Origin of the sequence: Halorubrum lipolyticum DSM 21995 (genome assembly GCF_000337375.1) — an archaeon.
In the GTDB taxonomy this organism is placed as follows: Archaea; Halobacteriota; Halobacteria; order Halobacteriales; family Haloferacaceae; genus Halorubrum; species Halorubrum lipolyticum.
The window spans coordinates 48,952-75,760 of the sequence record NZ_AOJG01000030.1 but is presented as its reverse complement, the minus strand read 5'-3'; the positions used below and the strand labels follow the sequence as shown (position 1 = coordinate 75,760).

At 68.2% G+C, this 26,809-nt stretch carries 27 protein-coding genes, 1 tRNA gene and 1 pseudogene; 12 read left to right on the top strand and 17 right to left on the bottom strand.

All coding sequences use genetic code 11. From position 1 onward, the window contains the following. Positions 1-7: 7 nt before the first annotated feature. The 5 genes from C469_RS10800 to C469_RS10780 all read right to left on the bottom strand — a co-directional run bounded on the left by C469_RS10800 (position 8) and on the right by C469_RS10780 (position 6,803). On the bottom strand, positions 8-2,479 hold the full coding sequence (locus C469_RS10800) for a DUF2309 domain-containing protein (RefSeq protein WP_008006541.1): 2,472 nt from the start codon (positions 2,477-2,479) through the stop codon (positions 8-10). Then, positions 2,476-3,978, bottom strand: coding sequence for a proton-conducting transporter transmembrane domain-containing protein (locus tag C469_RS10795; protein WP_008006540.1), 1,503 nt, complete (start codon positions 3,976-3,978; stop codon positions 2,476-2,478). The genes C469_RS10800 and C469_RS10795 overlap by 4 nt, the downstream gene beginning before the upstream one ends. A gap of 287 nt (positions 3,979-4,265) precedes the next feature. Further along, complete coding sequence (locus tag C469_RS10790; RefSeq protein WP_008006538.1) at positions 4,266-4,739, bottom strand: Lrp/AsnC family transcriptional regulator; 474 nt, start codon at positions 4,737-4,739, stop codon at positions 4,266-4,268. Positions 4,740-4,817: 78 nt separating this feature from the next. Continuing rightward, positions 4,818-5,465 (bottom strand): universal stress protein, encoded by a 648-nt coding sequence (locus tag C469_RS10785; protein ID WP_008006537.1) that lies wholly within the window; start codon positions 5,463-5,465, stop codon positions 4,818-4,820. A gap of 54 nt (positions 5,466-5,519) precedes the next feature. After that, the gene (locus C469_RS10780) at positions 5,520-6,803 is read right to left on the bottom strand and encodes a tRNA pseudouridine(54/55) synthase Pus10 (RefSeq protein WP_008006535.1); all 1,284 of its coding nucleotides are present in this window, start codon (positions 6,801-6,803) and stop codon (positions 5,520-5,522) included. A 117-nt stretch (positions 6,804-6,920) separates the two neighbouring features. Between C469_RS10780 and C469_RS10775 the strand changes: the two genes are divergently transcribed. Beyond that, positions 6,921-7,319: a DUF5830 family protein gene (locus C469_RS10775; protein WP_008006534.1), complete on the top strand. Its 399-nt coding sequence runs from the start codon at positions 6,921-6,923 to the stop codon at positions 7,317-7,319. 303 nt (positions 7,320-7,622) lie between these two features. Here the strand turns inward: C469_RS10775 and C469_RS10770 are convergent, their stop codons facing one another. From C469_RS10770 to C469_RS16390, 3 genes and pseudogenes are all read right to left on the bottom strand, one after another. Next, positions 7,623-8,162 (bottom strand): hypothetical protein, encoded by a 540-nt coding sequence (locus tag C469_RS10770; protein ID WP_008006532.1) that lies wholly within the window; start codon positions 8,160-8,162, stop codon positions 7,623-7,625. Then, positions 8,163-8,483, bottom strand: a complete 321-nt coding sequence (locus C469_RS10765; RefSeq protein WP_187127451.1) for a hypothetical protein — start codon at positions 8,481-8,483, stop codon at positions 8,163-8,165. It abuts the gene before it with no gap. Positions 8,484-8,630: 147 nt separating this feature from the next. After that, positions 8,631-9,068, bottom strand: a pseudogene (locus C469_RS16390) (GNAT family N-acetyltransferase); the annotation flags it as partial. Positions 9,069-9,223: 155 nt separating this feature from the next. On the opposite strand from C469_RS16390, the gene C469_RS16385 reads away from it, so the two are divergent. The 3 genes from C469_RS16385 (at position 9,224) to C469_RS10750 (ending at position 10,861) form a co-directional block, all read left to right on the top strand. Further along, positions 9,224-9,862 (top strand): IS6 family transposase, encoded by a 639-nt coding sequence (locus C469_RS16385; RefSeq protein ID WP_008006524.1) that lies wholly within the window; start codon positions 9,224-9,226, stop codon positions 9,860-9,862. Positions 9,863-10,278: 416 nt separating this feature from the next. Next, complete coding sequence (locus C469_RS10755; protein WP_008006521.1) at positions 10,279-10,515, top strand: hypothetical protein; 237 nt, start codon at positions 10,279-10,281, stop codon at positions 10,513-10,515. Next, the gene (locus C469_RS10750) at positions 10,508-10,861 is read left to right on the top strand and encodes a type II toxin-antitoxin system PemK/MazF family toxin (protein ID WP_008006519.1); all 354 of its coding nucleotides are present in this window, start codon (positions 10,508-10,510) and stop codon (positions 10,859-10,861) included. Before C469_RS10755 ends, C469_RS10750 begins: the two co-directional genes overlap by 8 nt. 1 nt (position 10,862) lies before the next feature. Here C469_RS10750 and C469_RS10745 read toward each other — a convergent pair whose 3' ends face one another. The 5 genes from C469_RS10745 to C469_RS10725 form a co-directional block, all read right to left on the bottom strand. After that, the gene (locus C469_RS10745) at positions 10,863-11,156 is read right to left on the bottom strand and encodes a chorismate mutase (RefSeq protein ID WP_008006517.1); all 294 of its coding nucleotides are present in this window, start codon (positions 11,154-11,156) and stop codon (positions 10,863-10,865) included. A gap of 27 nt (positions 11,157-11,183) precedes the next feature. Beyond that, positions 11,184-12,092 carry a shikimate kinase gene (locus C469_RS10740; RefSeq protein ID WP_008006516.1) on the bottom strand — a complete coding sequence of 303 codons (909 nt, stop codon included), beginning with the start codon at positions 12,090-12,092 and terminating at the stop codon, positions 11,184-11,186. A gap of 120 nt (positions 12,093-12,212) precedes the next feature. After that, positions 12,213-12,806, bottom strand: coding sequence for a hypothetical protein (locus C469_RS10735; RefSeq protein ID WP_008006514.1), 594 nt, complete (start codon positions 12,804-12,806; stop codon positions 12,213-12,215). A 121-nt stretch (positions 12,807-12,927) separates the two neighbouring features. Next, complete coding sequence (locus C469_RS10730; RefSeq protein ID WP_008006513.1) at positions 12,928-13,389, bottom strand: hypothetical protein; 462 nt, start codon at positions 13,387-13,389, stop codon at positions 12,928-12,930. Beyond that, positions 13,389-14,756 (bottom strand): hypothetical protein, encoded by a 1,368-nt coding sequence (locus C469_RS10725; protein WP_049911316.1) that lies wholly within the window; start codon positions 14,754-14,756, stop codon positions 13,389-13,391. The genes C469_RS10730 and C469_RS10725 overlap by 1 nt, the downstream gene beginning before the upstream one ends. A 163-nt stretch (positions 14,757-14,919) precedes the next feature. Here C469_RS10725 and C469_RS10720 point away from each other — a divergent pair, with 163 nt between their 5' ends. From C469_RS10720 to C469_RS10710, 3 genes are all read left to right on the top strand, one after another. Next, on the top strand, positions 14,920-15,378 hold the full coding sequence (locus C469_RS10720) for a DUF5796 family protein (RefSeq protein ID WP_008006511.1): 459 nt from the start codon (positions 14,920-14,922) through the stop codon (positions 15,376-15,378). Positions 15,379-15,477: 99 nt separating this feature from the next. After that, complete coding sequence (locus tag C469_RS10715) at positions 15,478-15,825, top strand: ferredoxin (protein WP_008006510.1); 348 nt, start codon at positions 15,478-15,480, stop codon at positions 15,823-15,825. A gap of 92 nt (positions 15,826-15,917) precedes the next feature. Further along, positions 15,918-16,002 (top strand) — tRNA-Leu (locus C469_RS10710). Between the two features lie 189 nt (positions 16,003-16,191). On the opposite strand, the gene C469_RS10705 is transcribed toward C469_RS10710, so the two are convergent. Next, positions 16,192-17,202 carry a hypothetical protein gene (locus C469_RS10705; protein ID WP_147587286.1) on the bottom strand — a complete coding sequence of 337 codons (1,011 nt, stop codon included), beginning with the start codon at positions 17,200-17,202 and terminating at the stop codon, positions 16,192-16,194. A gap of 345 nt (positions 17,203-17,547) precedes the next feature. Here C469_RS10705 and C469_RS10700 point away from each other — a divergent pair, with 345 nt between their 5' ends. Together C469_RS10700 and C469_RS10695 are read left to right on the top strand one after the other, a co-directional pair. Further along, a complete protein-coding gene (locus tag C469_RS10700; RefSeq protein ID WP_008006508.1) occupies positions 17,548-20,082 on the top strand; it encodes a bacterio-opsin activator domain-containing protein in 2,535 nt (844 codons plus the stop codon). Between the two features lie 180 nt (positions 20,083-20,262). Continuing rightward, positions 20,263-20,508: a HalOD1 output domain-containing protein gene (locus C469_RS10695; protein WP_008006505.1), complete on the top strand. Its 246-nt coding sequence runs from the start codon at positions 20,263-20,265 to the stop codon at positions 20,506-20,508. Between the two features lie 8 nt (positions 20,509-20,516). Here C469_RS10695 and C469_RS10690 read toward each other — a convergent pair whose 3' ends face one another. Together C469_RS10690 and C469_RS10685 are read right to left on the bottom strand one after the other, a co-directional pair. After that, entirely contained in the window at positions 20,517-21,818 is a 1,302-nt protein-coding gene (locus tag C469_RS10690; protein WP_008006504.1) for an RNA-guided endonuclease InsQ/TnpB family protein, read from the bottom strand. Between the two features lie 258 nt (positions 21,819-22,076). Continuing rightward, entirely contained in the window at positions 22,077-23,405 is a 1,329-nt protein-coding gene (locus tag C469_RS10685) for a carboxylate--amine ligase (RefSeq protein ID WP_008006503.1), read from the bottom strand. 147 nt (positions 23,406-23,552) lie between these two features. On the opposite strand from C469_RS10685, the gene C469_RS10680 reads away from it, so the two are divergent. After that, positions 23,553-24,176, top strand: a complete 624-nt coding sequence (locus C469_RS10680) for a DUF5813 family protein (protein ID WP_008006502.1) — start codon at positions 23,553-23,555, stop codon at positions 24,174-24,176. A gap of 68 nt (positions 24,177-24,244) precedes the next feature. After that, positions 24,245-24,568 (top strand): hypothetical protein, encoded by a 324-nt coding sequence (locus C469_RS10675; RefSeq protein ID WP_008006501.1) that lies wholly within the window; start codon positions 24,245-24,247, stop codon positions 24,566-24,568. Between the two features lie 41 nt (positions 24,569-24,609). Here the strand turns inward: C469_RS10675 and tmk are convergent, their stop codons facing one another. Next, a complete protein-coding gene (gene tmk / locus C469_RS10670) occupies positions 24,610-25,203 on the bottom strand; it encodes a dTMP kinase (protein WP_008006500.1) in 594 nt (197 codons plus the stop codon). Positions 25,204-25,347: 144 nt separating this feature from the next. Here tmk and C469_RS10665 point away from each other — a divergent pair, with 144 nt between their 5' ends. Next, positions 25,348-26,706 carry a hemolysin family protein gene (locus C469_RS10665; RefSeq protein ID WP_008006498.1) on the top strand — a complete coding sequence of 453 codons (1,359 nt, stop codon included), beginning with the start codon at positions 25,348-25,350 and terminating at the stop codon, positions 26,704-26,706. Positions 26,707-26,809 lie beyond the last annotated feature (103 nt).

Sequence of the window (26,809 nt, the reverse complement as noted above, 5' to 3'; positions counted from 1 at the left end):
GCCCGACTCAGTCGTCCGCGGCAGCGGGCGCGTGCTCACGCTCCGGAGCGGTCGGCGCCTCCGGCTCGGTCGCGGACGGTTCGGAGGCGGTCGGCTCGGAGGCGGGTTGCCACTCCGAGTCGCGCTCGTACTCGAACGCGCGGTGGTCCCGCGTCGGGTCGACGACCGTCAGCGAGAGCCAGTCGTTGTCCAGCAGCTCGGTCACTTCCTCGTGGTCGGCCAGGGCGTCGGTGACGCGTTCGACCGGCGCGTGGACGACCGTCGAGAGGCGGAGCGGCTGGTGGTACGGCTCGTCGTCGGCCGCCATCAGCGACTGGCGGGGAAGCCCGGTCATCAGGTCGCCACCGTTCCCCTGGTAGACGCCGACGTTGCCGACGGGGTTGTGGGTCGCCTTCGACCCGCTCCCGTAGGCCGCGTTGTCGACGGTCGAGAAGTAGTACTGGGCGTTGATCCACTGGGTGACGACCATCGGCCCCGCGAGGATCGCCTCCAGCGCGTCGCCGTCGGGGTCGGTCGACCAGTCGTACGAGTGGAGGAACGCGCGGCCGTCGAGGTCGAGGTCGCTCGTCAGCTCGCGGGGGCCGACGACGAAGCCTGCGTTGCCCGCTAACCCCCACTCGGGGCGCGTCTCGGCCCAGTCACCGGCGCGGCGCTCGGTCTCGCGAACGGCCGAGCCCTCGGCGTCCGGGCCGACGCGCTCGGCGGTCGCGCCCTCGCGGGCGTCGTCGAGGTCCGCGCGCAACTGCGCGAGGTCGTCCGCGTGGCTCTCGGGGGCGTCGCCGTAGAGTTCGATCTCGTCGGTCGTCGTGTTGTGCTCGCCGGCGAGGAAGACGGTGTCCTCCGGGATCTCGAAGCCGCGGTCGCGCAGCGCCGCCGTCACGTCCGGGTCGTTGCAGATCTCGGCCAGCACGCGGGCGTTCGGCCCGCCCGGGTTACCGGCGCACGCGCCGCAGTCCAGGCTCGAGTCGTAGGGGTTGTTCGTCGTCTCGCTCGCGTGCCCGACGAAGGCGACGAGCCGACCGAACTCCGTCCACCCCATCAGATCGAAGGCGGTGGCGGCGTACTCGACGCGCTCCTCGCGGGTCAGCCCCACCGGAAGCCCGTCGGCGCGGGTGTGCTGGTGCTGAACGATCTGCTCGCAGAACTCGTGTTCGTCCGGCACCGCGTCGTCGACGGTACCCAACAGGTCGCGGACGCGGCCGGGAACGAGCGTGCGCGCCGCGAGCGCGAGCCCGTAGCCGCTCCCGGCGTTCTCGACGAAGCCGAAGGCGCTGGCGGGGTTCGTCTTCAGCTTCTTGACGACCTCGCCCGCGACCTCGCGGACGCTCGACCGACGGTCGTGGCGTTCCCGCGCGTCCCCGCCGGTCGGGACCTCGCTGATACGGTGTTGCGGTTCCAGGATGGGCGGGCAGGCGTCGACCGGCGTCTCGGCGTCGTACCCCTGATACTCCATCGGGACGCCGAAGAAGCCGGCGTAGCCGTGCGTCTCGTACTCGCCCGCGGCCTCGACGTGACGGCGGATCACCTCCGAGCGGGTGTCGATACAGAACACCAACTGCGCGTCGGGGCGTTCCGACTGGTCGCCGTCGGGCCGCTCCCGCTCCTCGTCCCGCTCCCGCCCCTCGGCGGCGACGCGGTCGACGACCGCGGAGCGGTAGGTCGCCTCCCACGCGCTCAGGAAGGCCTCGGCGATCTCGTCGGTCGGGTCGGCGTCGGCGGTACCGGGGCCGACGGACGGCTCGATGTCAACGCCGAACCCGTCGAGCAGCGCGAGCCGGACCGCGAGGTAGTCCGCGAGCGTGATCGGGTGAGCCGACTGCCACGTCCCCTCGTCGTCGACGCGTTGCTTGATGAAGCCGGTCCAGCCGGGGAGCGCGGCCAGCTGCTCCTCGAATACCGGCACCCACTGGCTGTCCGGATACGGTTCCAAGGCGGTCTCGATGGCCTCGGTCGGGGTCTCGGGCAGCGATTCGCTGACCTCGTCGGGGACCTCACCGTCGTGTGCGGCCACTCCGCGGAAGGCGGCGTAGAACCCGTCCTCGCGGTTCGGCATCGACCACGTGGCGTGGCCCTCGTCGAGGAACGCCGACAGCCACTTCGTTAGCACGCGGTCGACCCGTTCGGCGTCGGTGTCGGCCTCGTCGCCCGGCGTCTCCGACTCGGCGCTCCCGTCCACGCGTTCGAGCGCCGCCTCCGGCTCGGCTTCGTAGCCGCGGTCGGCGAGCTCCGACTCGAGCGTCTCGCGATCGATCCGGCCGTCGTCGAGCGCCGCGCGGAACGTCTCGCGGCTCGGGTAGCCGCGCCCGCCCAGCAGGTCGGCCGCCTGCGTCACCGCCTCGCCGAACGGCACGTCCTCGAACCCCGAGAGGGGGTTGGCGGTCACGAACGAGTGGATCGGCCAGACCGAGCCGACCGTCGTCGCCGCGCTGTCGATGCTCTCTTCGATGGTAGCGTCGTCGATGGTGGGGTGAGTGCTCATTGTGCGCCTCCGTCGTCGTACTCTCTCGCGTTCGTCAGGACGGTGCTCGGCGACGGTTGGCTCGCGTTCAGGAGCGCGACGTAGAGCCGCCGGCTGCGCTCGTGGGCGCCGGTCTCGATCGCGACGTACGCGGCGAGGAAGGCGACGGCCACGAGGCCGTGGAGCGCGGTCAGCTCGGTCGGCGCCGCGACCACCGGGAGCCCGGTCAGGAGCGCCGAGATCCCCCGATACACGAGCGCGTACAGCGCGATGGCCGGAAGGAACACCAGCGGGACCGCCCCGTAGCGGACCGTCGCCGGGAGCGACGCGTGCTGGACCGCGCCCCGCGCCGCGTGGAGGGTGGTGAACACCACGAACAGGACGAGCAGGAGGCCGCCGTCGACGCTCGTTCCCTTCCCCGTCAGCAGGACGAACACCGCGCCGCCTGCCAGTCCGGTCAGGAGCGTCACGGCGGCGTCGACGACGCCGGAACCGCCCGTCGCGCGTCCCGACGTCTTCTCCGGGCTCGTCCGCTGGACCCGCCCGCCGGAGCTGAGGAACTGATACGCTTTATAAAAGCCGTGCAGCACGAGATGAGTGATCGCAGCCCCGAAGAAGCCGAGTCCGGCCTGCATGATCATGAATCCCATCTGCCCCACGGTCGAGCAGGCCAGTTTGCTCTTGACGTCCGGCCGGACGGTCTTGAGGAGCTTCCCGAGCAGCGCGCTGGCCGCGCCGACCGCGACGATCGCGAGCATGAGGCCCTCGTCGACCGTGACCACCGGCGCGAAGCGGAGCAGGAGGACGCCGCCCGCGTTGACGAACCCGGCGTGCATCAGCGCCGACGCCGGCGTGGGCGCGGTCATCGAGGAGAGCAGCCAGCCGTGGAACGGGACGAGCGCGGACTGGATCATCGCCGCGAGCACGAGCGCGACGGCGGCGACGAGCCAGACCGGGCCGCCGAGCGCGTCGGCGTTCGCGGCGACACCGGAGACCGTCGTCGCGCCCGTCGCCCGCCAGAGCGCCGCCAGCGCGACGCCGAGGAGCGCGCTGCTGGCGAGGAAGGAGCGCCGCGCGACCGCCGCGGCCGCCCGCGCCTGCTCCCAGTCGTCGACGACGCCGATCAGCTTCGCCATGACGAGACCCATCGCCAGCCACAGGAGCCCGAACAGAGCGAGGTGGTCGGCCGCGACGAGCGTCATCACGACGGTCACGAAGCCGAACACGGCGAGGAAGAACGCCGTCTCGTGGGCGCTCCCCGCCATGTAGCGGCGCGAGTAGCTGTGGACGACGCCGCCGAAGAAGGTGACGACCACCCACAGCAGGACGGTCAGCCCGTCCACGGCGATCACGCCCGGGACCTCCGGAGCGAAACCGAGTCGGACTCGAGCGATCAGGGCCGCGACGCTCGCGGCGAACAGAGACCACGCGAGCCACGTGAGTGCGACGGGCACGAACGGCGAGTCCGTCGTCGTGTCCGGAAGCGCTCCGACCGTCGGTTTCGAGGTAGATCCTGACATCGTTCGGTTCGTTCGACCACGATCGGCGGCCGACCCGGGCCGGCAGACCGATATTGGTCGTCTTCACTCCGTCTTGAGAACAGATTGTGTATTAAATCTACTTATCTTCACAAATCGTTCGTTAGAATGTCGTTAAAGAACATTATAGTTATTCAGATGCACGAGCGAGCGAATCGACGTTGGGGCCGTCGTGGCGGACTCGCAGGCGGCGCTCGTCGTTTGTCGCTCGGGCCGGCGACTCGGTTCGGGCGCGGACGTCGCCGGCTTGACGGCAGAAGCGCCGCCGGTCAGGAGTCCGTCTCGGCGTCGAACTCGCCGAAGGGCGTCGTCTCGTGACTCCGGACGAGGACCTCGTCGGCGACCGTGAGACCCATGTCGAGGAGCTCCTGTGCGACGGGCGTGATGTCGTCGTCAGACTCGCCGACCACCGTCACGAGGAGGTTCTGTTCGCCGGTGACCAGCTCCTGAACCGAGACGACGCCGTCGATCGCGAGGATATCCGGGAGCAGATCGCCGCGCTCGGGTATCGAGGCGGTGCAGTAGAGCAGCATCCGGAGCGGATGCCCGGACTTCTGGTAATCGACCTCGGCGCTGTATCCCTTGATCACGCCGTCGGACTCGAGGCGCTGGATGCGCTTGCGGACGGTGCTGTCCGACGTGCCGGCCCGCTCCGCGATGTCTCCGGACGAGGTGTTGCGAGCGTCTTCTTGTAACGCGTACAGGATCGCCCTGTCCACGTCGTCGATCGCGTCGTCGGCCATACGGAACCTCCGTGGCAGAGCCACTTTATATTTATATATCGTATTTAAACTCCGAGAACGAGACGCGGTCGACGCGCTCTACGCCGCGTCGAGGGCGGTCTCCCCGTCCGCCTCGACGACGACCACCGGGACCTCGGCGTCGTCGATCACGGTGTCGGTCGTGGAGCCGAAGACGAAGCGCCCGACGGTCCCCGTCGTGGGAGCGCCGACGACCACGAGGTCGTAGTACGGCGACTGCTCGACGATCGCGCCCGCGGCCGACCGGTCCTCGACGAGCCAGCGGTCGACCCGATCGAACCCCCCGAGGCGGTCGCGGGCGGCGTCGAGGAGCCGCTCGCCGGTCGCGCCGTAGTCGTCGGGGTCGCCGGTTCCGGGCTCCGAGGCGTCGGCGAGCGCGGCGTCGGTGGGGACGACGTGGAAGAGCTCGAGCCACGCGTCGGTCGCGTCCGCGACCGCCCGCGCCACGTCGACGGTCGCCCCCGAGTGGGGCCCCGGACCGACCGCGACGAGGACCGAGGAGACGCGGTCCAGCCGCGTCGCGCGGTCGAGCCCCTCGAGCGTCGCGCCGGCCGCGGTCGGCGTCGCCGCGGCCGCCTCCGCCACGGCCGATTCGACGACCGGCTCGCCGACGCGCGGGGCGTCCTCGAGCGCGTTCGGCTCCTCGTCGACCCCCGCGTCGGCCGCTCCGCCGCCCCCGCTCCCGCCGTCGGCGTCGCTCCCGTTCATGCCCTACCGTCAGACGTGCGTCTGATAAATCCCGTTGGTCCCGAATCCGACGTGTCAGTCTCGGAAGAACTCCTCGCGCTCGAACGGCTCGGCTTCGCCCTCGACGGCGACCACGTCGAGCGCGGTGACCGCGGCGCCGACGCCGAGCAGTCCGGCGAGGCTCGGGTCGGTCCGGCCCTCGTCGCCGGAGATCAGCTCCTTGATGTAGAGCCCGCCCTCGCCGCGGATCTCGACGGTCGCGTGCCGCGGGTCGTCGAGTTCGGCGGTCGCCTCGTACACATCGCGCTCGCGGGTGATGCTCGCGCGGCGGTGGTCCACCCGGTTCGGGGTGTACTGCTCGACGGTCGTCCCCTCGAGTTCGTCGATCGCGGCGGCGAGCGCGTCGTCGTCCACGTCGGCGTCGAAGGTCACCTCCGCGCGGTAGCGCTTCGCGGCGTCGTGTTCCTTCACGCGTTCCACCATGTCGTAGGTCGCGAGCCGGAGCCCCTCGACCTCGACGGCGCCGTCGGCGAAGGCGTTGATGTCGCTCTGCAGGCGCTCGACGTCGACCCGGCGCCGGCGCGGCTCCTCGACCTCGATCACGAACGGGCGCCCGGTACCGAGCATGAGGGCGTCCACGTCCTCGCGGCCCGCGCCGTGGAACGTCGCCTCCGTGCCGTCCATCACGTCCTCGACGACGGGCGCGGTGTACTCCTCGACGCTGTCGTCGTAGAGGTAGCCGGAGCCGCCGCAGTGGTCGCACGGGTCCGCGCCCTGTCGCCCCGAGCCCTTGCACTCGCGACAGGGCCACTCGGTCTGGGGGATGTCGCGTTCCAGCTTTCTGTACCTCCCGTAGACGAACGTGGAGTTCACCTTCGCGTCGATCGCGTCCTCGGCCAGATCGATCGTGAACTGCACGTCCGGGCGGTCGAAGGAGACCTCCGCGCCCGTGAGCCGGCCGAACCGCTTGCCGACCTCGCGGTTGAACTCCGATTTGAACGGCTCGCCCGCGTCGTCGTCGAGCCCGGCCTCCTCGCGGAGCAGCGCCTCGTTCTCCTCGATCAGCGGCGGGGGGCGGGTGCCGACGTTGTAGGTGGCGAACTCCGTCCCCTCGACCGCCTCGGCGGCGCGCTCGGCCCACTCGTCGAACTCGGTGCAGCGCCCCTCGCAGACCCAGCAGTCTCCCGTCTCGACCGGCTCGTGGTCCTCGTCGTCGCGCAGCGAGAGCGAGACCCGCAGCGCCGAGCCGCGCTCGGCGTTCGACAGCCCGAAGCTCCGGTCGGCGACGAGGCGTCCGAGACACGCGTCGCACACCGGTCCCGTCCCGGTCGCCCGCGCCGCGACCTCCAGTACGTCCATACGGTCCCCAGCGTCCCCCGTGGTAACTGTCTTACTACATGGCGAGCGGTCGGGATCCCGTGCGGCGCTCGGTCGGGTCCCGGCCGACTTAAGAAGGTCCGCGTCGTTTCGCCGAGCGTGAACGAGCCGGCCTCGCGCGAGGAGAAGCTGGAGCTCGCCGTCGAGCTGTTGGCCCACCTCGAACACGAGGAGCTGGCGCTCTCCGACGCGATCGACCGGATCGAGACGGTGACGACGAGCCCCTCGCTCACCCGCGAGATCCTCGACGCCGCCGAGAAGCGCGGCGTCATCGAGCGCGAGAACGCCCGCCTCCGAGTCCGGCGCGGCGGGACGTACGTGAACTACGAGAGTCAGGTGGTCCGGCGCGAGGGGGAGTTCGAGTGTCGCCGCTGCGGGACGACGATCACGACCGGCCACTTCGTGAAGCTCGACGCCGGCGAACTCGGCCCCTTCGGCTCGTCGTGTATCCGGAAGGTGACCGGCCGCGACGCCGGGGGAGACGACGCCGAAACGTAGCTGAGGAGTCGCGGGGGGCTCCCGCATCGGGGTAGCCGAGCGCGTGCTCGGTCACGGACTCGCAGTTCGATCGGGAACGAACTCGATCGGGATCGCGCCCGAATGTTCTCGAGGCTCCGTTGTGCCCGGTTCTCCCAGCTGTACTGCCGGACGTCCCGACGCGCTCGTCGTCCGAGATCGGATCGCAACTGCGCGTCCGCGAGTAGTGTCGAAGAAAGGTAGTAGAGCACGTCGAGGTATATTCGTCGAAGAACCGTAACTAGTGACCGATGAACTCCGTTTAAAAACGTACTAACGAGTCGATCACTTCGGATCGGGTTGCTCGTTATCGCGTTGCCGTCGAAGCGTGGACCGCGCCCGCTCGACGTAGGAGTTCGACGACCAACTGCGAGCGTCACTCATCTCGGCCAAAAACTCGTCGGCAGCGTCCGGCGAGACCGCGCCGTTGCGAACCAGTGCGGTGAGGAGGATAGGCGTCGTGACGAGGCGTGTCTCGGCCAGCGAGGCGTGGACGAGCGCAAGTCGATTGAACTCGTCACAGAGCAGTTGTACGGCGTCGATATCGTTCGCCAGCGTGACCGCCGCGTTCTCGCCGTCGTCCAGCGGGAACGTCTCGTCCAGTTCGATAAAACGAGTCCCCAACGCAGAGCGACGGTCGAGAACCGCCTGTGCCGCCTCACCGGATGCGTCGTCGTAGGACGCCGTCTCGGTGAGTTCGTCGACGACCTGCTCTGGGACGACCACGGTGTGCGAATCGAGGAAAAGGTCGAGTGGATTCGGTGAGGTGCTCGCCACCGTCCCGAGGCTTACGAGAGCCGACGTGTCGGCGACTATCAGAACCATCTACGAGTCGGCCAGCTCCTCCGCGACCTCGTCCACGAATTCGTCGGTCAGTTGCTCTTTCAGCAGTCGGAAGTTGGCGGCCTCCTCGTGCCCGACGAGGTCTTTCAGTTCCTCGAACGCGATGTCGTCGTCGTAGAAGGCCTCCGCGATCTCCTGTTTCACCTCGTCGGAGTGCGCGGCGTCCCGCAGGTAATCCCGAAGCGCGGAGATGAGGATGTCCGTCCGATCCGTCTCGAACACCGCAGCGAGCGCGTCGGCCCGGTCTACCAGTCCCCTCGGCGCACGAAACTGAACGCGCTTCTTCTTGGACTCGGAACTCATATGTGTACATTGTGTGTATGGTTGCAAAACGCTTGCCCTCTTGTCACTACCACACCCTTCGGAGCCATCGTCAGCGGTTGAATACTGTTGGTCGGCTTCATCCCCGCCCTGAAGGGCGAGGCTTTCGCCTCGAATTTTCCGTAACCTCTACGCGCCCGTCCGCCACTCGTCTTCCAAGACGCTCATTTGAACCAGCGTCCAGTACTCGTCCTCGTGCCGCCGTGCCTCCCTGAGTGTACCCTCACGGGTGAAACCGACCTTCTCATAACACGTAATTGCAGATTCGTTGAAGTCGAAGACACGTAGTTCGATACGGTGGAGGCCAAGTTCCTCGAAGCCAATTTCGAGCAGACGGTGAAGCATCGACGTTCCGTGACCGCGCCCGCGTTCGTCTGGACTCACGATGACCCGAGAAACACTCGCCGAGAGATTTCGTCGGTCGATGGTATTCAGTTCGACGTACCCGACCATCTGTTCCATCGAATCAACGGCTTTGAAGGCCAGTCGACTCGGTTCAGGGTCGTTCGTAGCTTCGAGATGCTCTCGGAGTTGCGACTCGTCGAGCGGGTACGAAAATATTGGGCCCGCCCACTGGGTCGCGTTAAGTTAGAGGATGAGGCGGACGAGTTCTGAGTGTCTATGGCAGAATTCGACCGCCTCAGCGAAGGTATCGCGTGGATCGACTTGTCGTTTNGGGTCGCGTTAAGTTAGAGGATGAGGCGGACGAGTTCTGAGTGTCTATGGCAGAATTCGACCGCCTCAGCGAAGGTATCGCGTGGATCGACTTGTCGTTTGTGGAGCGAGATCGAACTCCGCGATGGGCGATTGAAGTAGGGATCCGCTGTCATTTGGCCGGTATGTCACTGCGTGAGGTAAGTAAGCATCTTGAATTGTTTGGGATCAAGCGGAGTCACGTCGCTATTCACAACTGGGTTCATAAAGCTGATCTACAGCCGATCTCGACCGTCTCCGAGGATCAACTCGCGGTTGACGAAAAGATGATCCGCCTTCACGGCCAGAAGTTCTGGCTGTACGGCGCGGTTGATCCATATACGAACGAAATCCTCCACATAAGCCTCTTTCCGACCACAAATAAACAGACGACGCGATGGTTTCTGACTGAACTACACCGGCGCTACCAGCTGAATGACGTTGAATTTCTCGTCGATGACGCAGACTATCTTGGATCAGTTCTTGCTGAAGATGGCTATCGATTTCAAGTCATTCGACATGGAAATCGAAATGCTATCGAACGTGTCTTTTGGGAAATAGAACGACGAACATCATCGTTCTCAAATAGCTTTAGCCATGTCACGCTAGAGACAGCTCAAAACTGGCTTGAAGCCGTCGCCGTCTACCACAATTCACGACAAACTTAACGCGACCNTAGCTTTAGCCATGTCACGCTAGAGACAGCTCAAAACTGGCTTGAAGCCGTCGCCGTCTACCACAATTCACGACAAACTTAACGCGACCGCCCACTGGAGGAGAAACGACGGAGAATCCACCCACTCGATTAGTTGGTCGAAATCGTCCTGTTTAAATTGATGAAAATTAAGGTCGGAAGCCACATCCCGAAAGCGGAAGGGTGGGATATTGGTTCTTCTGAAGTTCTTTCGAAAACGACTCGCTCACCGCTCATTTGAAGTGCAACGGGATACCTGTCTCACTGACTCTCCCGTTGCTCTACCTTGTTCAGGTAGCTGAGATCGATAATACATCCTGTAACGTCTACGGAAAATCCGTGGGTAATAGTGGGCAACACATATCCGCGGTGGGTCCGTACCGTTCCTCGATGAAAGTCGACGCGACAGACCTCAAAACGAACGAGACGGACGACCGGGGTCGAGTCTACCTCGGCACCGAGTACGCGAACAAGCGCGTAACCGTCGCAGTCGTCGAGGTGGAGTCCGACCGGCCGGACGACGACGAGCTGGCAGCCGCCTATCGGGAGGCCTCCGAGAGCGCGGAGGCACTCGCCGAGGAGTGGAGCGAAACGTCCGACGAGGCGTGGGAACGCCTCGATGAGTGACGGCACGGACGTGCGACGGGGCGACGTGGTTATCGTTCGACTCGACCCCGACGAAGGACACGAGATGAAGAAGACGCGCCCGGCCGTGGTCGTTCAAAACGATATCGGGAACCGGAACTCCAGTACGACCATCGTCGCGCCCGTCACGGGGACCTACCGCGAGTATCCGTTCGAGGTGTTCGTCGAGGCGGACGGGTCACCGCTCGAAAAGGATTCGTCAATCCGGCTCGACCAGATTCGAACCGTCTCGGTTCCGGAACGGATTCACTCGGTCGTCGGTTCACTCGACGGACCCACGATGGCTGAAGTCGGCGAGGCGTTACAGCTGAGTCTCGGCCTCGACTGAGCTACCGGCTCTCTCTTTGTTCGACCTTGTTCAGCTCGATGAGCAGCCGGAAGATCGCCTTCACGAGGTTGGCGTCGACGTCGAAGCGCTCGGCGTTCTCGCCGGCGCGCTCCATCACGCGCTCCTCTTGGCCCTCGTCGGTCGTCGGGAGGTCGCGCTCGTCTTTCACGGCCGCGACCGTGTCGGCGACGTAGGTGCGGCGGGCGATCAGTTCGACGATCTCGCGGTCGATGTCTTCGATCTCGTGTCGCAGTTCGTCGAGGCTTCGGTCCTCCGCGTTGGGTGTGTCACTCATTGGTAGTGGGATCAGTCGGTAGCGTGCTCACTCGACGGCCGCGCCGTCGTTTCTCGTGGTCGTTCGCCGCAGCGTTCCGGAGCGGTCGCCCCACGCGTCGGCGACCGCATCGAGGTCGGTCTCGGGGTCGTCGGGGTCCGCGACGGCGACGACGCTCGGGCCGGTCCCCGACAGCGACACCCCCGTCGCGTGGGGCATCGCCTCGACCGCGGGGTCGGCGTCGAAGCCGAGCGCGGCCGAGAAGGCGAGCCCGTTGACGGTCATCGCCTCCGGGTACCGCCCGTCGAGCGCGAGGTCCGCCACGAGGTCAGCCATCGGCGCGACGGCCTCGCAGCGGGCCACGTCCGCGTCCGCGCTGTAGGCGCGTTCGGGAGGCGTCCACACGAGGACGCTCCAGTCGACGGCCTCGCGCGAGCGCAGCTCGTCGGCGCCGTTGTCGGTGACGGTGACGCCGCCGAGCATCGAGGCGGTCGCGTCGTCGAACGCGCCCGTGACGGTGACGCCCGCCTCGCGGGCCGCCCGGACGCCGAGCCGGCAGGCCTCGAGGCGGGTGACGTCGACGGCCGGATCCGCGGCGTCGGCGCCGCCCGTCTCGTCTCCTACCGTCAGTCCGAGCGCGTCGCAGGTCGCCAACACGGTCGCGTTGGCGGCCGCGCTGGAGCTCTTCAGACCGGCCGCGAGGGGCACGTCGCTGTCGGTCCGGACGGTTCCCCCCTCGCCGTCGCCCCAGCGCTCGGTCGCGAGCGCGACGCAGCGCTCGATCAGGGCGGTGTCCGCGTCGGGGTCCTCGGCGATCTCTCCCCGCACGCCGTCGGCGTCCGGATCGAGCGACACGCTCGCGCGCGTCTCGACGTCGATGCCGAAGGCCGCGCCGGTGCCCGTCGCGAGCGCGTTCAACACGGTGCCGGCGCCGAGCGCCGCTGCCCGTCCCTCCATGCACTCACGGCTCGCGAGCGCAGACAAAGAGGTAGCGATCACGGCGAGTCTCTCGGGGCGGCGCGGACGTCGGGGCGGCGCGGACGTCGGGGCGGCGCGGACGCCGGAACGCCCGCGCCTTCAGACCGGCTCCGCGCGTCGGACCGCGGCGTCGACCTCGTACCAGTCCGGGTCGGGACGAGCGTTCGTCTCCCGGCTCCGGAAGGAGATCTCGACCGCGAACCGCTCGGTGCCGTCGGCGAACCGGTCGTCGGACGTGAACCGGCGGGTGACGTAGGCGTCGCCGACCGCCTCGCGGTCGGAGGAGTTCGGCCGGACCGCGTAGGCGTCGGCGCGAAGCTCGATCGCGCCGTACGTGAACCGCCCGGCGTTCTCGACGGTGAGCCGCGCTCGGACCGTCGTCTCGTAGCCGCCGTCGGTCACGCCGAGCACGTCGACGTCCGTGACCACGAGCCCGGAGCCGTCGGGGCCGACCGCCTCCGGGGGATCCTCGTCTTCCGTCTGCTCGGCGGCGGGATCGCCGCCCTCGGAGACGGACTCGGAGTCGCCGTCGTCTCCGGCCTCGCTCTCCGAGTCGCTCGCGCCGTCGCCCGCGGAGGTCCCGGTCTCGTCGCCGGAGCCGCCGGTCTCCTCGCTCGACTCCACGAGGCAACCGGCGAGCAGGCCGGGGACCGCGGCGGCCAGCAGCCGTCGACGGGGGAGCGAGGGCGTCATGCGCTCCTCCACGTCGGCGAGCGGCTTATAACTGAACGTCGAGGCGTCCCGCGGTCGAGACGGGCGAGCGGTCGGGCCGACGCGGTCGTGCGGGCCGACGCGGTTGTACGGGCCGACATGGTCACCCCGTCACCGACCCGAGCACGCCGGTCACCGCGCCGACGACGGCCGAGACGACCGCGGTCGTGAGTACCGATCCGAACGCGTCCGCGATCCCGTGCGCCTGCGCCGCCGCCTCGCCCTGCGACGCGACGACGAGGACGACGACGACGAGGCCGTACGCCAGCGCGCCGAGGCCGCCGCCGAGCCCGCAGGTCGCGGCCGCCTCCCGCGCGTCGTACGCCCGCGACCCGACGAGCACGCCGAGCACGCCGGCGAGCAGGGGCGCGAGGACGAGCGCCGCGGCGGTGACGGCGAGGTACGACTGCGCGACGAACACCGGCCCGAACCGCGCGGTCTCGCCGGTGGCCGCCGTCGCGAGCGCGGCCTCCGCCCACCCGGTGGCCGCGGCCCCGACGAGGCCGACGCCGGCGCCGACGACCGCGAACACCGCCGCCGTGAGACCGACTCCGTTCGCGTCCATCAGACCACCACCCACCCGTTCGCCAACTGGCCCTGCCAGCCGGTGCGCTCCTCCCAGGCGTCGCCCGAGAACCCGGTCGCGAGCACGAACTCGTCGGCCTGCACGACGTAGCCGTACTGGACGCCGGCGTGCTCGTCGAAGCCGTACCGCTCGCCCTCGGCCTCGTGGTGGTAGAGGCGGTGCCAGCGGGTGGGTCCCCGATACGTCGGCGCTCGGTCCTCCTCATCGCCTCCGCTCTCCCCCTCCGTCGTCGCGTTCCCGGAGAAGTCGGAGCCGGCCGCCGTGGCGTCGGGGTCGATCGGCGCGCGTCCCTCCGTCGAGGCGGCGGCGAGCGCCTCGTCGAGCCGGTCGCTCGCGGTCGCCGCGTCCGGGTACCGCTGGACGTACACGGGGACTCCGTCGAGCTCGTGCGCCCACCCCTCGAACGTCCGACTCGGACGGCCGCCGGCTTCGGGACGGGTCGCGAACGCGACGAACAGCTCCTCGGTCCGGTCCTCGGAGCGGGGTATCGGGCCGAGGCGCGCGCGCAGTTCCTCCCGGCGGCCCGCCTCGAACGCGTTCCCGTAGATCCGGGGGATCCGGTTCCGGTCGTGCTCCTCGTCGTCGTACGGCTCGTGGGCGAACGCCGAGAAGCCGCGGCTCGCGAGGCCGATCTCCGCGAACGCCTCGGTGCGTATCCGCCGACGGTCCTCGTCGCCGCCGTCCGGGAGCGGGTACAGCAGGCGGTTCAGGAGCCGGTTGTGGATCGGCTCGCGGGAGAACGCCTCGTCGACGTAGGTGGCCGTGCCGACGGCGGCGAAGCCGCGGCGCATCCGCGAGAGCTCCTCGAGGAAGCGGTCGACGTCGCCTCGCGGGCCGAACTCCCGGAGCACCTCGACGTGGCGCTCGGTGCGCGAGACGATCCGGGAGCGCGGGTGGAAGTGCGGCTCCAACGCGTCCGCGGCGGTCTCGGCGGCCGCGCGGCCGGCCTCGTCGAGCCGGTCGGCCATCTCGGCGGTCACCGCGTCGTCCGCGTCGACCGCGTCTCGGACCGCGTCGACCTCGGCCACGACCTCCCGGATCGCGTTCCGATACGTCTCGACGGCCGACGGGTACTCGGTCGCGAACCACACCACGTCGTCGACGACGTTCCGCGTCGCCGCCGCGAGCGCCTCGTTCGCGACCGGCTCGGGGTCGTCGCCGTCGGTCTGGTCGTCTTCGCCGTCGCCGTCACCGCCCTCACCGTCGGCACCGTCGTCGCCGTCCGCGTTCGGAGAGTCCTCGGCGGCCGCGTCGGGGTACTCGACGCCCTCGACGCCGAGGCACCCGGAGAGCCCGGCGACGGCGGCGGCGCCGACGCCCAACAGGCCCCGTCGCGTCCGTTGCATGGACTACCCTCCCGGCGGAGGGGCCTTAAATGTGCCATCCCCGATTCTCGCGACTGAGGCCCGACGGCGGTGGGGGACGTGTCGGGGGCGCCGGCGGCGACACCCGCGCCTCCGCCGACCGCCGAACGCGCCCCTTTTGAGGCGCGCGCACCGAACGACGCGTATGTCAGCACCGTCACGCAGCGACGTTCCCCCCACGTCGATCGGGATCGACCTCCGCGAGGAGGGCGTGGTCGTCGAGTACCTCGACGGGCGGACCACCCTCTACCGCGGCGTCCCGGACGCCGTCGAGGGCTCGGTGACCGCCGGTCCGGGCAAGGAGACGCACGTGCTCGTCACCGACCCGACGGAGACGGAGGGCGTGATGACGTACGTCAACGACTACAACACCGACGACGAGATTCTGGAGGACTCCGGCGTCGGCCGCGTCATCGTCGAGGACGGCGAGCGCGACGAGGTGTTCCCCGGCGTGATCGTCGGGCGGGAGGGCCAGCGCAACGAGGTGATCGCCGACCCCGAGATCGCCGGCGGCCGCGTGTTCGTCTTCGTCGAGGACGGCTGGACGGAGGGGAGCTACGAGATCGTCGAGGCGCCGGCGGACGGGCTCGACGCGCACCGCTGACCGCGCTCGGCGGGTGCGCTCGACGGGCGCGCTCGGCGGACGCGCCCGATCGCTGAAAACGACCGACAGAGGAAAGGCCGGTCGGCGCCGATCACCGGTATGAGCGACGAGGCGGACGCAGACGAGGTGCTTCGCGCGAGCGACATCGGCGGCGAGGGGCCCCCGATCGAGGAGAAGCCCTACAAGATCGTCTTCGAGGCGAACAAGTGCTTCGGGGCGGGAAAATGCGCCGAGGTCGGGGACAACTGGGTGATGGACGTACAGAGCGGGATGGCGAAGCCGCGGTCGTACTACATCGGCGAGGACGAGTTGGAGGAGAACGTCCGCGCCGCCGAGGTGTGTCCCGCGAAGAAGGAGCGCGGCGTGATCCACGTCGTCGACCGCCGCACCGACGAGGAGATCGCGCCGGACCCGCACGGCGACGGGACGCTCTCCGTGGACTGGTAGCGGAGTCGGACCGCGCGGGCGCTCCGGTCATCCCCGGCCGCCGCCGCGGCATCCGAAAGGGGTTTGACCCCGCCGCCGGTATCCGAATCCGCGCGGGGGTGGCTGAGCCTGGCCAAAAGCGGCGGACTTAAGATCCGCTCCTGTAGAGGTTCGAGGGTTCGAATCCCTTCCCCCGCATTGCTGTCGCGAACGACACGTGAGCGACAGCAAGCGGAACAGGAAGGGATTCGAAGCAGGGAACGAAGCGAGCGTAGCGAGCGGAGTGACTGAGGTTCGAATCCCGTCCTCCGCACGCGGTCGCGAATGTCCTCGCAGGGATCGACCTCAGCAATCAGACCGCTCTCTCCGGTTATGCCGGAGGCGTTGTCACTTGTACCCGTCGCTCGCTAAGTGGTGGTTCATCACGGTCTCCAGCCCGTTCACGAACGCCTCCGCGTCCACGCTGTCGAGCTCGGCGGTTCGTTTGCGGACTGCCCGACAGCGGATCTCCCACTCGCGGGTGAACTCGGACTCGATCCCGTGCGACTTGACGCGCTCGATCAGCCGCTCGGCCGTCGCCTCGTCGGGTTCGGTGACCTCCGCTTGCGTGATCACGTTCCGGCGGAGCGCGCAGACGAGTATCCCGGAGCTGATGTCGCCTTCGACGAGTTCGCGCTCCCAGGTGGTCAGCCAGTTCCCGATTCTCGCCATCTGCTGAAGCTCGCAGAGCAGGCTCCGTAGCGCGCCCAGCTCCCGCCGTTCGAAGGAGTGCGAGTGCATCAGGTCGACGCACGCGTACGGGAACATCGCCATGTTGTACGCGTCGAACCGCTCCGCCTCGGCCCGGTTGGCCCCCCTCGGGTTGTCGTTCAACACCCGGGAGTAATCCATCGCGTTGATCGTCTGTCGAACGTCGTACTCGAAGAGGTCCGCGAACTCGGCGTACCTCGGCGCCTCCTCGAGCGCGTCCTCGATATCCGACCAGAGGTCCGCGAGGAACTCGACGGCCTCCCGATCGACGCCGTCCGGTGCGTCTGCCGCCCGCACGTCCGAGTCGAACGGGATTCGGCGCGCCCGGTCGAAGGTCGCGCTGTCCCCGTTCATCTCCGCCAGATCGTCCATCGTCGTGACGAAGATCGTCAGGAGCGTCTTCTGTTCCCGGACCGCGTCCGCCGCGTCGAGCGCGACCGACGACAGGGTGAACTCGTCGAAGAGGTTGTGAATCCACTTCCAGAGGAACCGGTCACGGTCACCGATCACCCGGTCGTACCTGTCCGCCGCGTCCCGGATCGCCGGCGGCAGTTCGACGAGGTCGATACTCCGTGCGTACTCGACGCCGGAGTCCAGCATGCCGCCCCCTCGGGTGGTGGTCGTCGCGGGCTCCAACTTGTGTGCCATACCGGTTAACGACTTCTTAATCATATAAATCTCCCGGTTGGAATGTTACATAGTCCATAAAAAGTACGAATTCATGAATGTATCCAAATTTTTGGTGTTCGCGAGAACAACAGACGACATGCCGTTATTCGAGCGTCTCACGCCCCCTCGAGCCGGTTAATACGTTCTTACCGTTCTCGAAAGGCGACGTTTCGAAGCGATTGCGCGGGTTTCGAGCTATCCCCCCGCTTCTCCGTCGTTCGTTCCGACCCGGTTCCTGTCATTCAGACGTATAATTTTCTTCGACAGTCACCGTTTTATTTAATTACGGAGACGCTTATTAAGCTGCGTCCGATACCTGCCGCCGTGATCGAGAAGGAACGTGAGACCGGTCCGTCGGGCGCGAAGAAACGCGAGACCGATCCGTCGGACGCGAAGCGCGATTCGACTCAGTCGACGCTATCGGAGAGAGGCGGTCAGTTCGAGAGCGGCCTCGACCGCGGAACCGTCGGATTTCTGGTCGCGGACGAGTCGCTTACGGTCGTCGGCTCTTCGGGGATCGACGGCCGACTGGCCGAGCTGCTCCCGGATCCCGTCGGCGACGCGATAGACGCCCGTTTCGATGACGCGGGCGTCGAAGCCGTCAAGAGGGCTCTCGAGACCGGCGAAACCGTCGATTTCGGGATGGATATCGGGGACGACGCGCGATTCGCCGTTCGCGCGGTTCCGGTCGCGGAGCTGGTCGTCGTCCAGCTGCGGGACGCCACCGATCGCGTCCAGCTCTCGCGCGAAGTGAAGCGGTCGCGGCGCATCCTGGACACGCTCGACGACGGGGTGTACACGCTCGACGAGGCGTTCGTCATCACCTCCGTCAACGAGGCGGTCACGGAGATCACCGGGTACGGTCGCGAGGAGCTCGTCGGCTCCCACTCCTCGATGCTCGCGGGCGACGAGACGCTGTCCATGGCCGCTCAGATCCTCGAACAGCTCCGTGACGAGGGCTCCGACGTGGGACTGATCGAGTCGTCGATCCGGAGGGCCGACGGCGAGTCGATCCCGATCGAGACCCGGTTCTCGACCGTCGAGTTCGCGAACGGGGACCGGCGTCAGGTCGGAGTCCTCAGGGACGTGACGGACCGTCGCCACCACGAACGCACGCTTCGCGAGCTGAACCGGTCGACCCGCGAGTTGCTTCGCGCCGACGACAAGCGGACGGTCTGCGAGACCATCGTCGACGTGGCGACCACCGTGTGGCCGGACGCCGCGGTCGCGGCGTACCGCTTCGACAAGACCGAGTCTCGCCTCGTTCCGGTTGCTGCCTCGAACCCGGACGCGGCTCCCAGATCGCCGGGAACCCCCGAGTGGGAGGCGTTCGCGACCGGTCGCTCGTCGGTCACTCCGGACGGTTCCCCCTCGTCGACCGGAGACTCAGCGGGGACGGACGACGGGACGAGCCGACGGCCCACGGGGCGAGTCATCGAAGGCGACGCTGACGCGACGGCGAGCGACAACGGCCTGTTCGCGTCGCTGGAGGAACACGGGCTGTTGACCATCGAGTTCGGGTCCGGCGTCACTCCGGACAACGCTATCGAGGCCGTCGAACTCCTGGCGGCCAACGCGGTCGTCGCGCTCGGCCGCGTCGAGCGCGACGAGGAGCTGTCCCGCCGCCGTGAGGAACTGGCCGCGCGGAACGACCGGCTCGAACGACTCCACGAGTTCAACGACCTGCTCCGGCAGATAAACGGCGCGCTCGTCGACGCGGACACCCTCGGAGACGTCGCGACGGCCGTCTGCACCCACCTCGTCGGGGCCGACCAGGTCGCGTTCGCCTGGTTCGGCGAAGCCTACCGCAGCGGAGAGGGACTCCAGGCGGTGGCCTGCGCCGGCGACGGCGACGCCTACCTCGACGATTTAGAAGTTCTCGGAACCGAACAGCCGCGTCTGTCGGCGGAGGGGGACACCGAGCCGTCCGGCCGGGCGCTCGCCTCCCGGACGCCGATCGCGATCCCCGACATCTCGACGGACATGCGCGGGTCGCAGTGGCGAAAACGCGCTCTCGTTCGCGGATTCCAGTCGATCGCGAGCGTTCCCGTCGAGTACAACGACCTCGCGTACGGCGTGCTTTCGGTGTACGCCACCCGTCCGGGGGCGTTCGACGGCGACCTCGGTGACTTACTCGAGAGCCTCGGCGGCACCATCGGCAACGCGATCAACGGGCTGGAGACGAAGCGGTCGCTCCACGGCGAGTCGTCGGTCGAACTGGAGCTGCGGATCGAGGACTCGAGTCTCCTCTCGTCCCGGCTGGCGGGCGCCCTCGGCGACTCCGTCCGCGTCGAGGGCGTGGTTCCGGGGGACGACGACCGGGCGGTGCTGTCCCTGCGATCCCGGGCGGACCCGGCGCCGCTTCCCTCGTCGGTCCTCGCCGTGGAGGCCGTCCGCGCGGTCGGGGGGGACGACGATCCGCGGTTCGCCGTCACGGTGACCGCCCCGACGCTCTCCGGTCGGCTGGCCGATTACGGGGCGGAGGTCGAGGACCTTCGCGCGGACGCCGACGGCGTCGACGTGACGCTCACGCTTCCCCAGTCGGCGGACGTTCGCCTGTTGATCGAAGCGCTCGAGAAGGGGTACCGTGAGGTCGAACTCCGAGCGCGCCGGGAACGGAAGCCCTCCGAGAGAGGGCCCGAGACGTTCTCGGCGTCGGTCACCGACCGACTCACGGACCGCCAGCGGGAGGTCGTGCGCACGGCCCACCTGTCCGGCTACTTCGAGTGGCCGCGCGCCAGTACCGGCGAGGAGGTCGCCGAAACGCTGGACATCACGCAGCCGACGTTCAACCGCCACCTTCGCACGACCGAGAGCACGCTCTTCTCGCTCCTCTTCGACGGAATCGGAGAGCAGTGACTCGCCACCGGGGGACCGTTCTCGGCCGAGCGGTCTCGGCTCCCAGCGGTCCGGTTCCGTCCGGATCGCGGGAGGACTCCGGATCGCGGGGGACGCTACACACGTAGTACGCGTTTTTCTGACACACTACTGGCGTTCCCGCAACGTCGATGCCGGCGTCGCGTCTCTCTACAGGTAACAATGAGTGCCGATTCGGTCGACGACCTCTGCTGGGACATCGTCACGGCGATCGCCGAGGAGCGCGGCATCGACCAGCGCGACGTCGACGAGCGATTGTACGACGTTATCGATCCGCACGCCTTAGGGCGCCTCGCTCGACAGTCCGAGGCGTCTGACGACCTGTCCCTTTCCGTGTCGTTCCGGATGGCCGACTGCTACGTGACGGTGACGGACGGGGGGCAGGTCCGCGCGAACCACCCGAAATAACGCCGGCGTCAGTGACCCACGACTGAAGTCGTGGGCTTGTCAGTGGACTCCCCTTCTGCCGTCGAATCGACGGTGGCGGTAAATCCGCCGTTCAGGTTCAGCGTCCCTGACGTCAGCGCACACTGACAGGGTGCGCCTCCACTCGAAGACGTCTGCCCCGAATGGAGTCGGTTGAGAAGTTTGCGAGCGATATTCTTGCTCGCGTTGTAGTCCGCGTTCAGTTCGTACTCGCACTTTTGACACGCGAACTCGTGTTTCGAGCGCCGATTCGTCTCGTGTGTAAACCCACACTTCGAACACCGCTGGCTCGTGTACGCCGGACTTACCTGCTCGACAACGATATCGAGCATCTCGGCTTTGTACTCGACGTACTCGTACAAGCGGCGGAACGCCCACGCGTGGAAGCGCTTCGCGCCAGCCATTCGCTCGCGAATGTCAGTCAGGTTCTCGAACGCGACGTGCGTACACCCGTGATCGCGAGCTTCGTCGAGAATCTGGTTCGAAACACGGTGGAGTTCGTTCTGTATCCAGCGGTGTTCGCGGTCGTCCATCGACTGGATCGACAGGTGCGCCGACCGCGTGCCCGCTTGTTGCATCGATCCGCGCGTCTTCTCGAACTCGCGGCGTCGATGGTTCATCTCGTCGGCGTTCCCGATGAACGCGCCCGTGGAAGTCACGGCCAGCGAGCCGTCCACGTTCAGGTCAACGCCAAGGACTGTTCTGTGCTTGGCGTTAGAAGAAGCAGCCGTGGACTGCTCGCGTTCGTCTGTGATGCGGCGCATCCGTGCGTGGAGGTAGAACGCTTCGGTCGAACGGTCGTACTGGAGCGTGGACATCCGGAACTCGTAGTCCTCGTTCAGCAGGTACTCACCGATCGGTGTTTCCTCGGGATCGTCTGGAAGTACGTACTCACACTCGACGCGCCCGTTTACCGTTGAAAGAGACACGTGGTCGCGGTGGAACGTCGCGCTGCGCTTGTCGTAGACGACGCTCCACGCGTCGAAGTGCGGTTGACTAGTGGTCTCGCCCTTTTTAACTCGAGCAACACCGCTTTTGGTGGCCTCGATGGCGCGTCGAATCCCTTTCTGAACGAGATTCGCCGTCAACGCCGTCTCGTCCCGGAGTCGATCGTAGAGCGTGTTCTCGGCTTTCTGTTTCGATGTGACGCAGTACTCGTCCGGATGTCTCCACGCCCATTCCGCGGTCGTGTTCGCACAGTGGAGAAACTGATCGTTCGTCTGATGGAGGTCGCCGCACCGCTCGCCAGGCACGTCGAGTTTGACTTCGACGGTGCGAATTACGTCCCCCATCCGTATTTCACATTTTGATCTATTTATTTATGAATTCTACGGCTGGTGTTGGGGGAGTCGGGTTGCTATCTCTCGTGGGTTGTGACGAGTATTGGCGGATTCCTCCCACGTCATCAGAACTCTATGAGTTCTGATTGGCTAACGAGACGCTCTGCGTCTCGTGAACGGCTGAAGCCGTGGGCTTCCTCCTTGTTCCTCTGTGAAACGCTTTTAAAAAGCGGGGCTCGGCGGGGCGGTTCGACGCCGACCCGACCGCCCTCAACAGGAGCAGTAGTAGTCTCGGTCGACGAACTCCGTCTCGAACAGCTTCGCGGCCGGCCCGGGGTCGGAGGGGCGGTAGACGCCGGTCGTCAGGGTCCCCTCGCGCTCGAAGTCGCCGGCGACGAGCCGCCGCCAGTCGTCTGCGGACAGCCGGTCCCAGAACGCGTCGTCGCCGGCGAGCAGCGAGAGGTAGTCGCGGAGGTACACCCACCGCGTCGGCTCGACGCCCGTCGACTCGTACTCGGCGTCGGTGACCGCGGCGTACGCCGCCATCGGGAGGTTCGCGCCCGCGGCGACGGGCATGGAGATCCACTTCCACGGTCGGGTGTTGACGTCGAGCAGGAGGAACTCCCCGCGGTCGTCGTCGTACACGAACTCCGCCTCGCTGATCCCGTGGTAGCCGGCGTCGTCGAGCACCGACAGCGCGCGGGCCTCGATCTCCGGTTCGTCGGCCGTCTCCACCAGACAGGAGGTGCCGAACTGCTGCGGGTATCGCACCGCGGCGTTGCCGACGACCGCGAGCGCGTCCCCGACGCCCGAGGGCGGGACGTACGACGCCAGCGAGTGGTCCTTCCCGGTCGCGATGTCGACGCGCTTCTGGGCCATCACGGCGATCCCCTCCTCGCGGGCGGCCGCGACCGCGTCCGAGAGCTCGTCGCGGTCGGCGACCTCCAACACGTTGGTGCCGAACGCCTCCTCGAAGTCGCGCTTGAGCTCGGGTTTCACGACGAGCGGGAACCCCAGCGCCTCGGCCGCCTCGTCGAGAGCGGCGTCGGGGGCGGGGTCGCCCGTCGCCGCGTCCGCCGTCTCTTCGAGCCGGTAGGTCTCGGGGTACGGCACGCCGAGCGCCTCGCAGGTCGCGTACAGCTCCGACTTGTTCAACACGTCGTCGAGCGCGTCGATCCCGGCGAAGGGGAGCCGGACGCCCTCGGGGTCGGCCTCGGCGTACGCCAGCGCCCACTCGTCCATGCAGCCGAACGCGACCGCCTCGCGGCCGATCGCGTCGACGATCGCCTCCACGTCCTCGCGGAACCCGTCCAGGTCGTCGAGGGGGTACGTCACCGCGCCCGCGAAGTCGACCGCGTCCGAGGGGGGAGCGAGCCCGTCGTGGCGGCGGGTGCCGTCGGCTCCGGGGTCGCCGCCCTCACCGACGCCCCCGTCGCCGGGGCGGTCGAGCGCGATCACGGGCACGTCGTGGGCGTCGAGCGCGCGGGCGACGCCGAGTCCGGTCACGTGCGCGTTGCTGACGAGCGCCGGCGGACGGTCAAAGGAGGCGTCCGCGAGCGCGTCGATCAGCGCCTCTGTCGAGCGGAACTGCGCTGCCATACCCGTCCTCGTCGGTCCGGGTACAAAGGCGCACCAGTACCGGCCCGGCGTGCCACTACCGGTGACGGGGTGGGAGTCGGTTCACGGGGCGACCGCCCCCACCCCCGACGCAACGCGCTTTTAGTCGCGTGTCGCGTCCGATCCGGTATGAGAGAGCGCGAGAGCGAAGCCGAGGGTGGGGCCGGCGAGAGCGAAGCCGAGGGTGGGGCCGGCGAGAGCGAAGCCAAGGACGGCGGCGGTAACGGCGAGACCGACGGATCGACCGACGGCGGCGGCGAGCTCCCCGGCCGCGTCCGCCGCGCGTTCGCGGACCACGGCTCCTTCGAGCCCGCGGGCGACGGGGTCTGGACCGCCGAGACGACGCCCTTCGACGCCGAGGTGCGCGCCGAGCCGGCCGGGGACGGCCGGGTCCGCTTCGCGGTGACCGTCCGGGTGCCGACCCTCTCCGCGACCGCGGCCGACGACGTCGCCGACGTGGTCGAGGAGGGGTGGATCGAGACGTTCGAGCTGCGCGTCGTCGACGTGGGCGGGGTCACCCGCGGCGACCACGCGTTCGATCCGGCCGTGGCGGTCGGCGACGGCGAGATCGCGATCGAGTTCGAGCTGACCGAGATCAACGAGCGCCGCGGCGTCGACGACGCCGGCGCGCTGATCGACTTCGTCGAGGGGACGTACGTGCAGGGCGTCATCCCCGGCTACGAGTACACGGAGCCGCTCGACGGGCTGCTCTCCGCGGCGCGCCGGCAGGGGAACAGCGGCGGCGGGTTCTAGGTCGGTCGACGAGCGCGCTCGCGACGCCCGGCCGATAGGGGCAAATGCCGGGAGCCCCTACGTCGGGTATGCTCGCGCTGTTCGGGTTCGTCAGCCTCGTCGCCCTCGTGGCCTTCCACACGCTGATCGCCGGGGTGGCGACCCGATTCTTCAGGCTCCGGCTGAACACCTCGTGGGGGTCGGTCGTGTACACGCTCGTGTTGACGCCGATGCTGCTCCTGCTCTCGATGTTGGTGTTCACCGGCATTCTCAACGTCGGCATCGGAATCAACCTCGGCAGTCCGACGCTGGTCGTCGGACTGCTCGTCGGGCTCCCCGTCGTCCTCGGGGCGGCGATCGACTACCTCTACGTCCCGTCTCCGGACGACGTGGAACTGCCGGACACGAACTGACGGCGCCGCGGAAGGCGGTGGCGTAGAAGACGACCAGCGCCCTACTCGCCGACCAGCTCCGCGAGGACCTCCTCGACCCGCGCGATGACCGCCTCCGGCGACCGCGAGGCGTCGACGCGGACGAACCGGTCCGGCTCGGCGTCGATCAGCCGCTCGTAGTTCTCCCGGACCGCGGCGAGGTAGCCGTCCTGCTCGAACTTGTTCGTCCGACCGGCGCGCTCGGCGGCCTCGCGGGCGTCCAGGTCGAGGTAGATCGTCGCGTCCGGCGGCCGCGAGAAGGCGGCGTGGATCCCCTTTATATACTCCAGCGGGCGCTCGATGTCGACGTCGCTGGCGGCGAGCGTCGCCGCCTGATACGCGAACCGGGAGTCGGAGTAGCGGTCCGAGACCACGAGGTCGCCGTCGGCGAGGGCGGGCGCGACCGTCCCCGAGAGGTGGTCCGCGTGGTCGGCCGTCAACAGGAACAGCTCCGCGAGCGGGTCGGCGTCGTCGGCCGCGATCGAGCGGTCGACGGCCTCGCCGTACCAGCTGTCGGTGGGCTCGCGGGTGAACGTCGCGTCCGGGTAGACGTCGTGGAGCGCCTCCCAGACGGTGGTCTTCCCGCTGCCGTCGAGCCCCTCCAGCGTGATCAGCATGGTCGCGCTCCGGCGCGACGAGGAATAAACGGCGCGGGTTCCGACGGACCCCTTTTTAGTGGCTCCGGGCGAAACCGCCGGCATGGTCACCGATACTCGCCGCGTCCGCCACGCCCGCCACGCTCGCGCGCAGCGGAGGCGCCGATGATAGACGTCGCGATCTCCGTCACCCGGGTGGTCGCGGCGCTCGTGTTGGTCGTGTTGAACGGCTTCTTCGTCGCCTCCGAGTTCGCGTTCGTCCGCGTCCGCTCCACCTCGGTCGAGCAGCTGGTCGAGGAGGGACGTCCCGGCTCGGGAGCGCTCCAGGACGTGATGGGGAGCCTCGACGACTACCTCGCGGCGACGCAGCTCGGGATCACGCTCGCCTCCCTCGGGCTCGGATGGGTCGGCGAGCCCGCGATCGTGGCGCTGATCGAGCCGGCGCTCGGACCGCTGCTCCCCGCGAACCTCGTCCACCTCGTCGCGTTCGCGATCGGGTTCAGCATCATCACGTTCCTCCACGTCGTGTTCGGGGAGCTGGCGCCGAAGACGATCGCCATCGCGCAGGCCGAGCGCGTCGCGATGCTGTTGGCGCCCCCGATGAAGCTCGCCTACTACCTGTTCTCGCCCGGCATCGTCGTGTTCAACGGGGCCGCCAACGCCTTCACGCGCATGCTCGGCGTGCCGCCGGCCTCGGAGACGGACGAGACGATGGAAGAACGCGAGATCCGGCGCGTGCTCGCGCGCTCCGGCGAGGCCGGCCACGTCGCCGACACCGAGGTGGAGATGGTCAACGCCGTCTTCGAGCTCGACGACACCGTGGTCCGGGAGGCGATGGTCCCCCGGCCGGACGTGACCAGCGTCCCGGCGGACGCCGACCTCGCCGCGATCCGCGCGACCGTGCTGGACGCGGGCCACACCCGATACCCGGTGGTGGCGGCCGACGACGCGGACCGCGTCGTCGGCTTCGTCGACGTGAAAGACGTGTTGCGCGCCAGCGAGGCGGGCGACGAGTCGGTCACGGCAGCGGACCTGGCCCGCGACCTCGTGGTCGTCCCGGAGACCACGTCGCTGAGCGACCTCCTCGTGCAGTTCCGTGACGAGCACCGGCAGATGGCCGCGGTCGTCGACGAGTGGGGCGCCTTCGAGGGGATCGCCACCGTCGAGGACGCGGTCGAGACGCTCGTCGGCGAGCTCCGCGACGGGTTCGACGCGGAGGGCGGCGAGCACGCGATTCGGAAGACCGGGGCGGGCTCTCACGAGGCCGACGGCTCGGTCTCGCTGTCCGTCGTCAACGACGCGCTCGGCACCGACTTCGACGGCGACGGCTTCGAGACGCTGGGCGGGCTCGTGCTCGACCGCCTCGGCCGGACGCCGGAGCTCGGGGACGCGGTCACGGCCGGCGACTACCGCTTCGAGGTCACGGCAGTCGACGGCGCCCGGATCTCGACGGTTCGGATCGAGGAGGCCGACGGGGCGGGCGGCGAGGCCGACGACGGGTCCGGCGGGCTAGACGGCGCCTGACCGGGCGGACCGCTCCGGTCGATCGCTTCCCGGACCGCCTCCGCTCGACCGCTTCCCGGACCGCCTCCGCCCGACCGCTTTCTCCCGACGCTTCCGCCCGACC

What these genes read in the sequence shown, in the direction of transcription:
- C469_RS10800 (WP_008006541.1), bottom strand. Translation starts at nt 2,479, where the DNA reads ATGAGCACTCACCCCACCATCGACGACGCTACCATCGAAGAGAGCATC.
- C469_RS10795 (WP_008006540.1), bottom strand. Translation starts at nt 3,978, where the DNA reads ATGTCAGGATCTACCTCGAAACCGACGGTCGGAGCGCTTCCGGACACG.
- C469_RS10790 (WP_008006538.1), bottom strand. Translation starts at nt 4,739, where the DNA reads ATGGCCGACGACGCGATCGACGACGTGGACAGGGCGATCCTGTACGCG.
- C469_RS10785 (WP_008006537.1), bottom strand. Translation starts at nt 5,465, where the DNA reads ATGAACGGGAGCGACGCCGACGGCGGGAGCGGGGGCGGCGGAGCGGCC.
- C469_RS10780 (WP_008006535.1), bottom strand. Translation starts at nt 6,803, where the DNA reads ATGGACGTACTGGAGGTCGCGGCGCGGGCGACCGGGACGGGACCGGTG.
- C469_RS10770 (WP_008006532.1), bottom strand. Translation starts at nt 8,162, where the DNA reads ATGGTTCTGATAGTCGCCGACACGTCGGCTCTCGTAAGCCTCGGGACG.
- C469_RS10765 (WP_187127451.1), bottom strand. Translation starts at nt 8,483, where the DNA reads ATGAGTTCCGAGTCCAAGAAGAAGCGCGTTCAGTTTCGTGCGCCGAGG.
- C469_RS16385 (WP_008006524.1), top strand. Translation starts at nt 9,224, where the DNA reads ATGGCAGAATTCGACCGCCTCAGCGAAGGTATCGCGTGGATCGACTTG.
- C469_RS10755 (WP_008006521.1), top strand. Translation starts at nt 10,279, where the DNA reads ATGAAAGTCGACGCGACAGACCTCAAAACGAACGAGACGGACGACCGG.
- C469_RS10750 (WP_008006519.1), top strand. Translation starts at nt 10,508, where the DNA reads ATGAGTGACGGCACGGACGTGCGACGGGGCGACGTGGTTATCGTTCGA.
- C469_RS10745 (WP_008006517.1), bottom strand. Translation starts at nt 11,156, where the DNA reads ATGAGTGACACACCCAACGCGGAGGACCGAAGCCTCGACGAACTGCGA.
- C469_RS10740 (WP_008006516.1), bottom strand. Translation starts at nt 12,092, where the DNA reads ATGGAGGGACGGGCAGCGGCGCTCGGCGCCGGCACCGTGTTGAACGCG.
- C469_RS10735 (WP_008006514.1), bottom strand. Translation starts at nt 12,806, where the DNA reads ATGACGCCCTCGCTCCCCCGTCGACGGCTGCTGGCCGCCGCGGTCCCC.
- C469_RS10730 (WP_008006513.1), bottom strand. Translation starts at nt 13,389, where the DNA reads ATGGACGCGAACGGAGTCGGTCTCACGGCGGCGGTGTTCGCGGTCGTC.
- C469_RS10725 (WP_049911316.1), bottom strand. Translation starts at nt 14,756, where the DNA reads ATGCAACGGACGCGACGGGGCCTGTTGGGCGTCGGCGCCGCCGCCGTC.
- C469_RS10720 (WP_008006511.1), top strand. Translation starts at nt 14,920, where the DNA reads ATGTCAGCACCGTCACGCAGCGACGTTCCCCCCACGTCGATCGGGATC.
- C469_RS10715 (WP_008006510.1), top strand. Translation starts at nt 15,478, where the DNA reads ATGAGCGACGAGGCGGACGCAGACGAGGTGCTTCGCGCGAGCGACATC.
- C469_RS10705 (WP_147587286.1), bottom strand. Translation starts at nt 17,202, where the DNA reads ATGGCACACAAGTTGGAGCCCGCGACGACCACCACCCGAGGGGGCGGC.
- C469_RS10695 (WP_008006505.1), top strand. Translation starts at nt 20,263, where the DNA reads ATGAGTGCCGATTCGGTCGACGACCTCTGCTGGGACATCGTCACGGCG.
- C469_RS10690 (WP_008006504.1), bottom strand. Translation starts at nt 21,818, where the DNA reads ATGGGGGACGTAATTCGCACCGTCGAAGTCAAACTCGACGTGCCTGGC.
- C469_RS10685 (WP_008006503.1), bottom strand. Translation starts at nt 23,405, where the DNA reads ATGGCAGCGCAGTTCCGCTCGACAGAGGCGCTGATCGACGCGCTCGCG.
- C469_RS10680 (WP_008006502.1), top strand. Translation starts at nt 23,553, where the DNA reads ATGAGAGAGCGCGAGAGCGAAGCCGAGGGTGGGGCCGGCGAGAGCGAA.
- C469_RS10675 (WP_008006501.1), top strand. Translation starts at nt 24,245, where the DNA reads ATGCTCGCGCTGTTCGGGTTCGTCAGCCTCGTCGCCCTCGTGGCCTTC.
- tmk (WP_008006500.1), bottom strand. Translation starts at nt 25,203, where the DNA reads ATGCTGATCACGCTGGAGGGGCTCGACGGCAGCGGGAAGACCACCGTC.
- C469_RS10665 (WP_008006498.1), top strand. Translation starts at nt 25,348, where the DNA reads ATGATAGACGTCGCGATCTCCGTCACCCGGGTGGTCGCGGCGCTCGTG.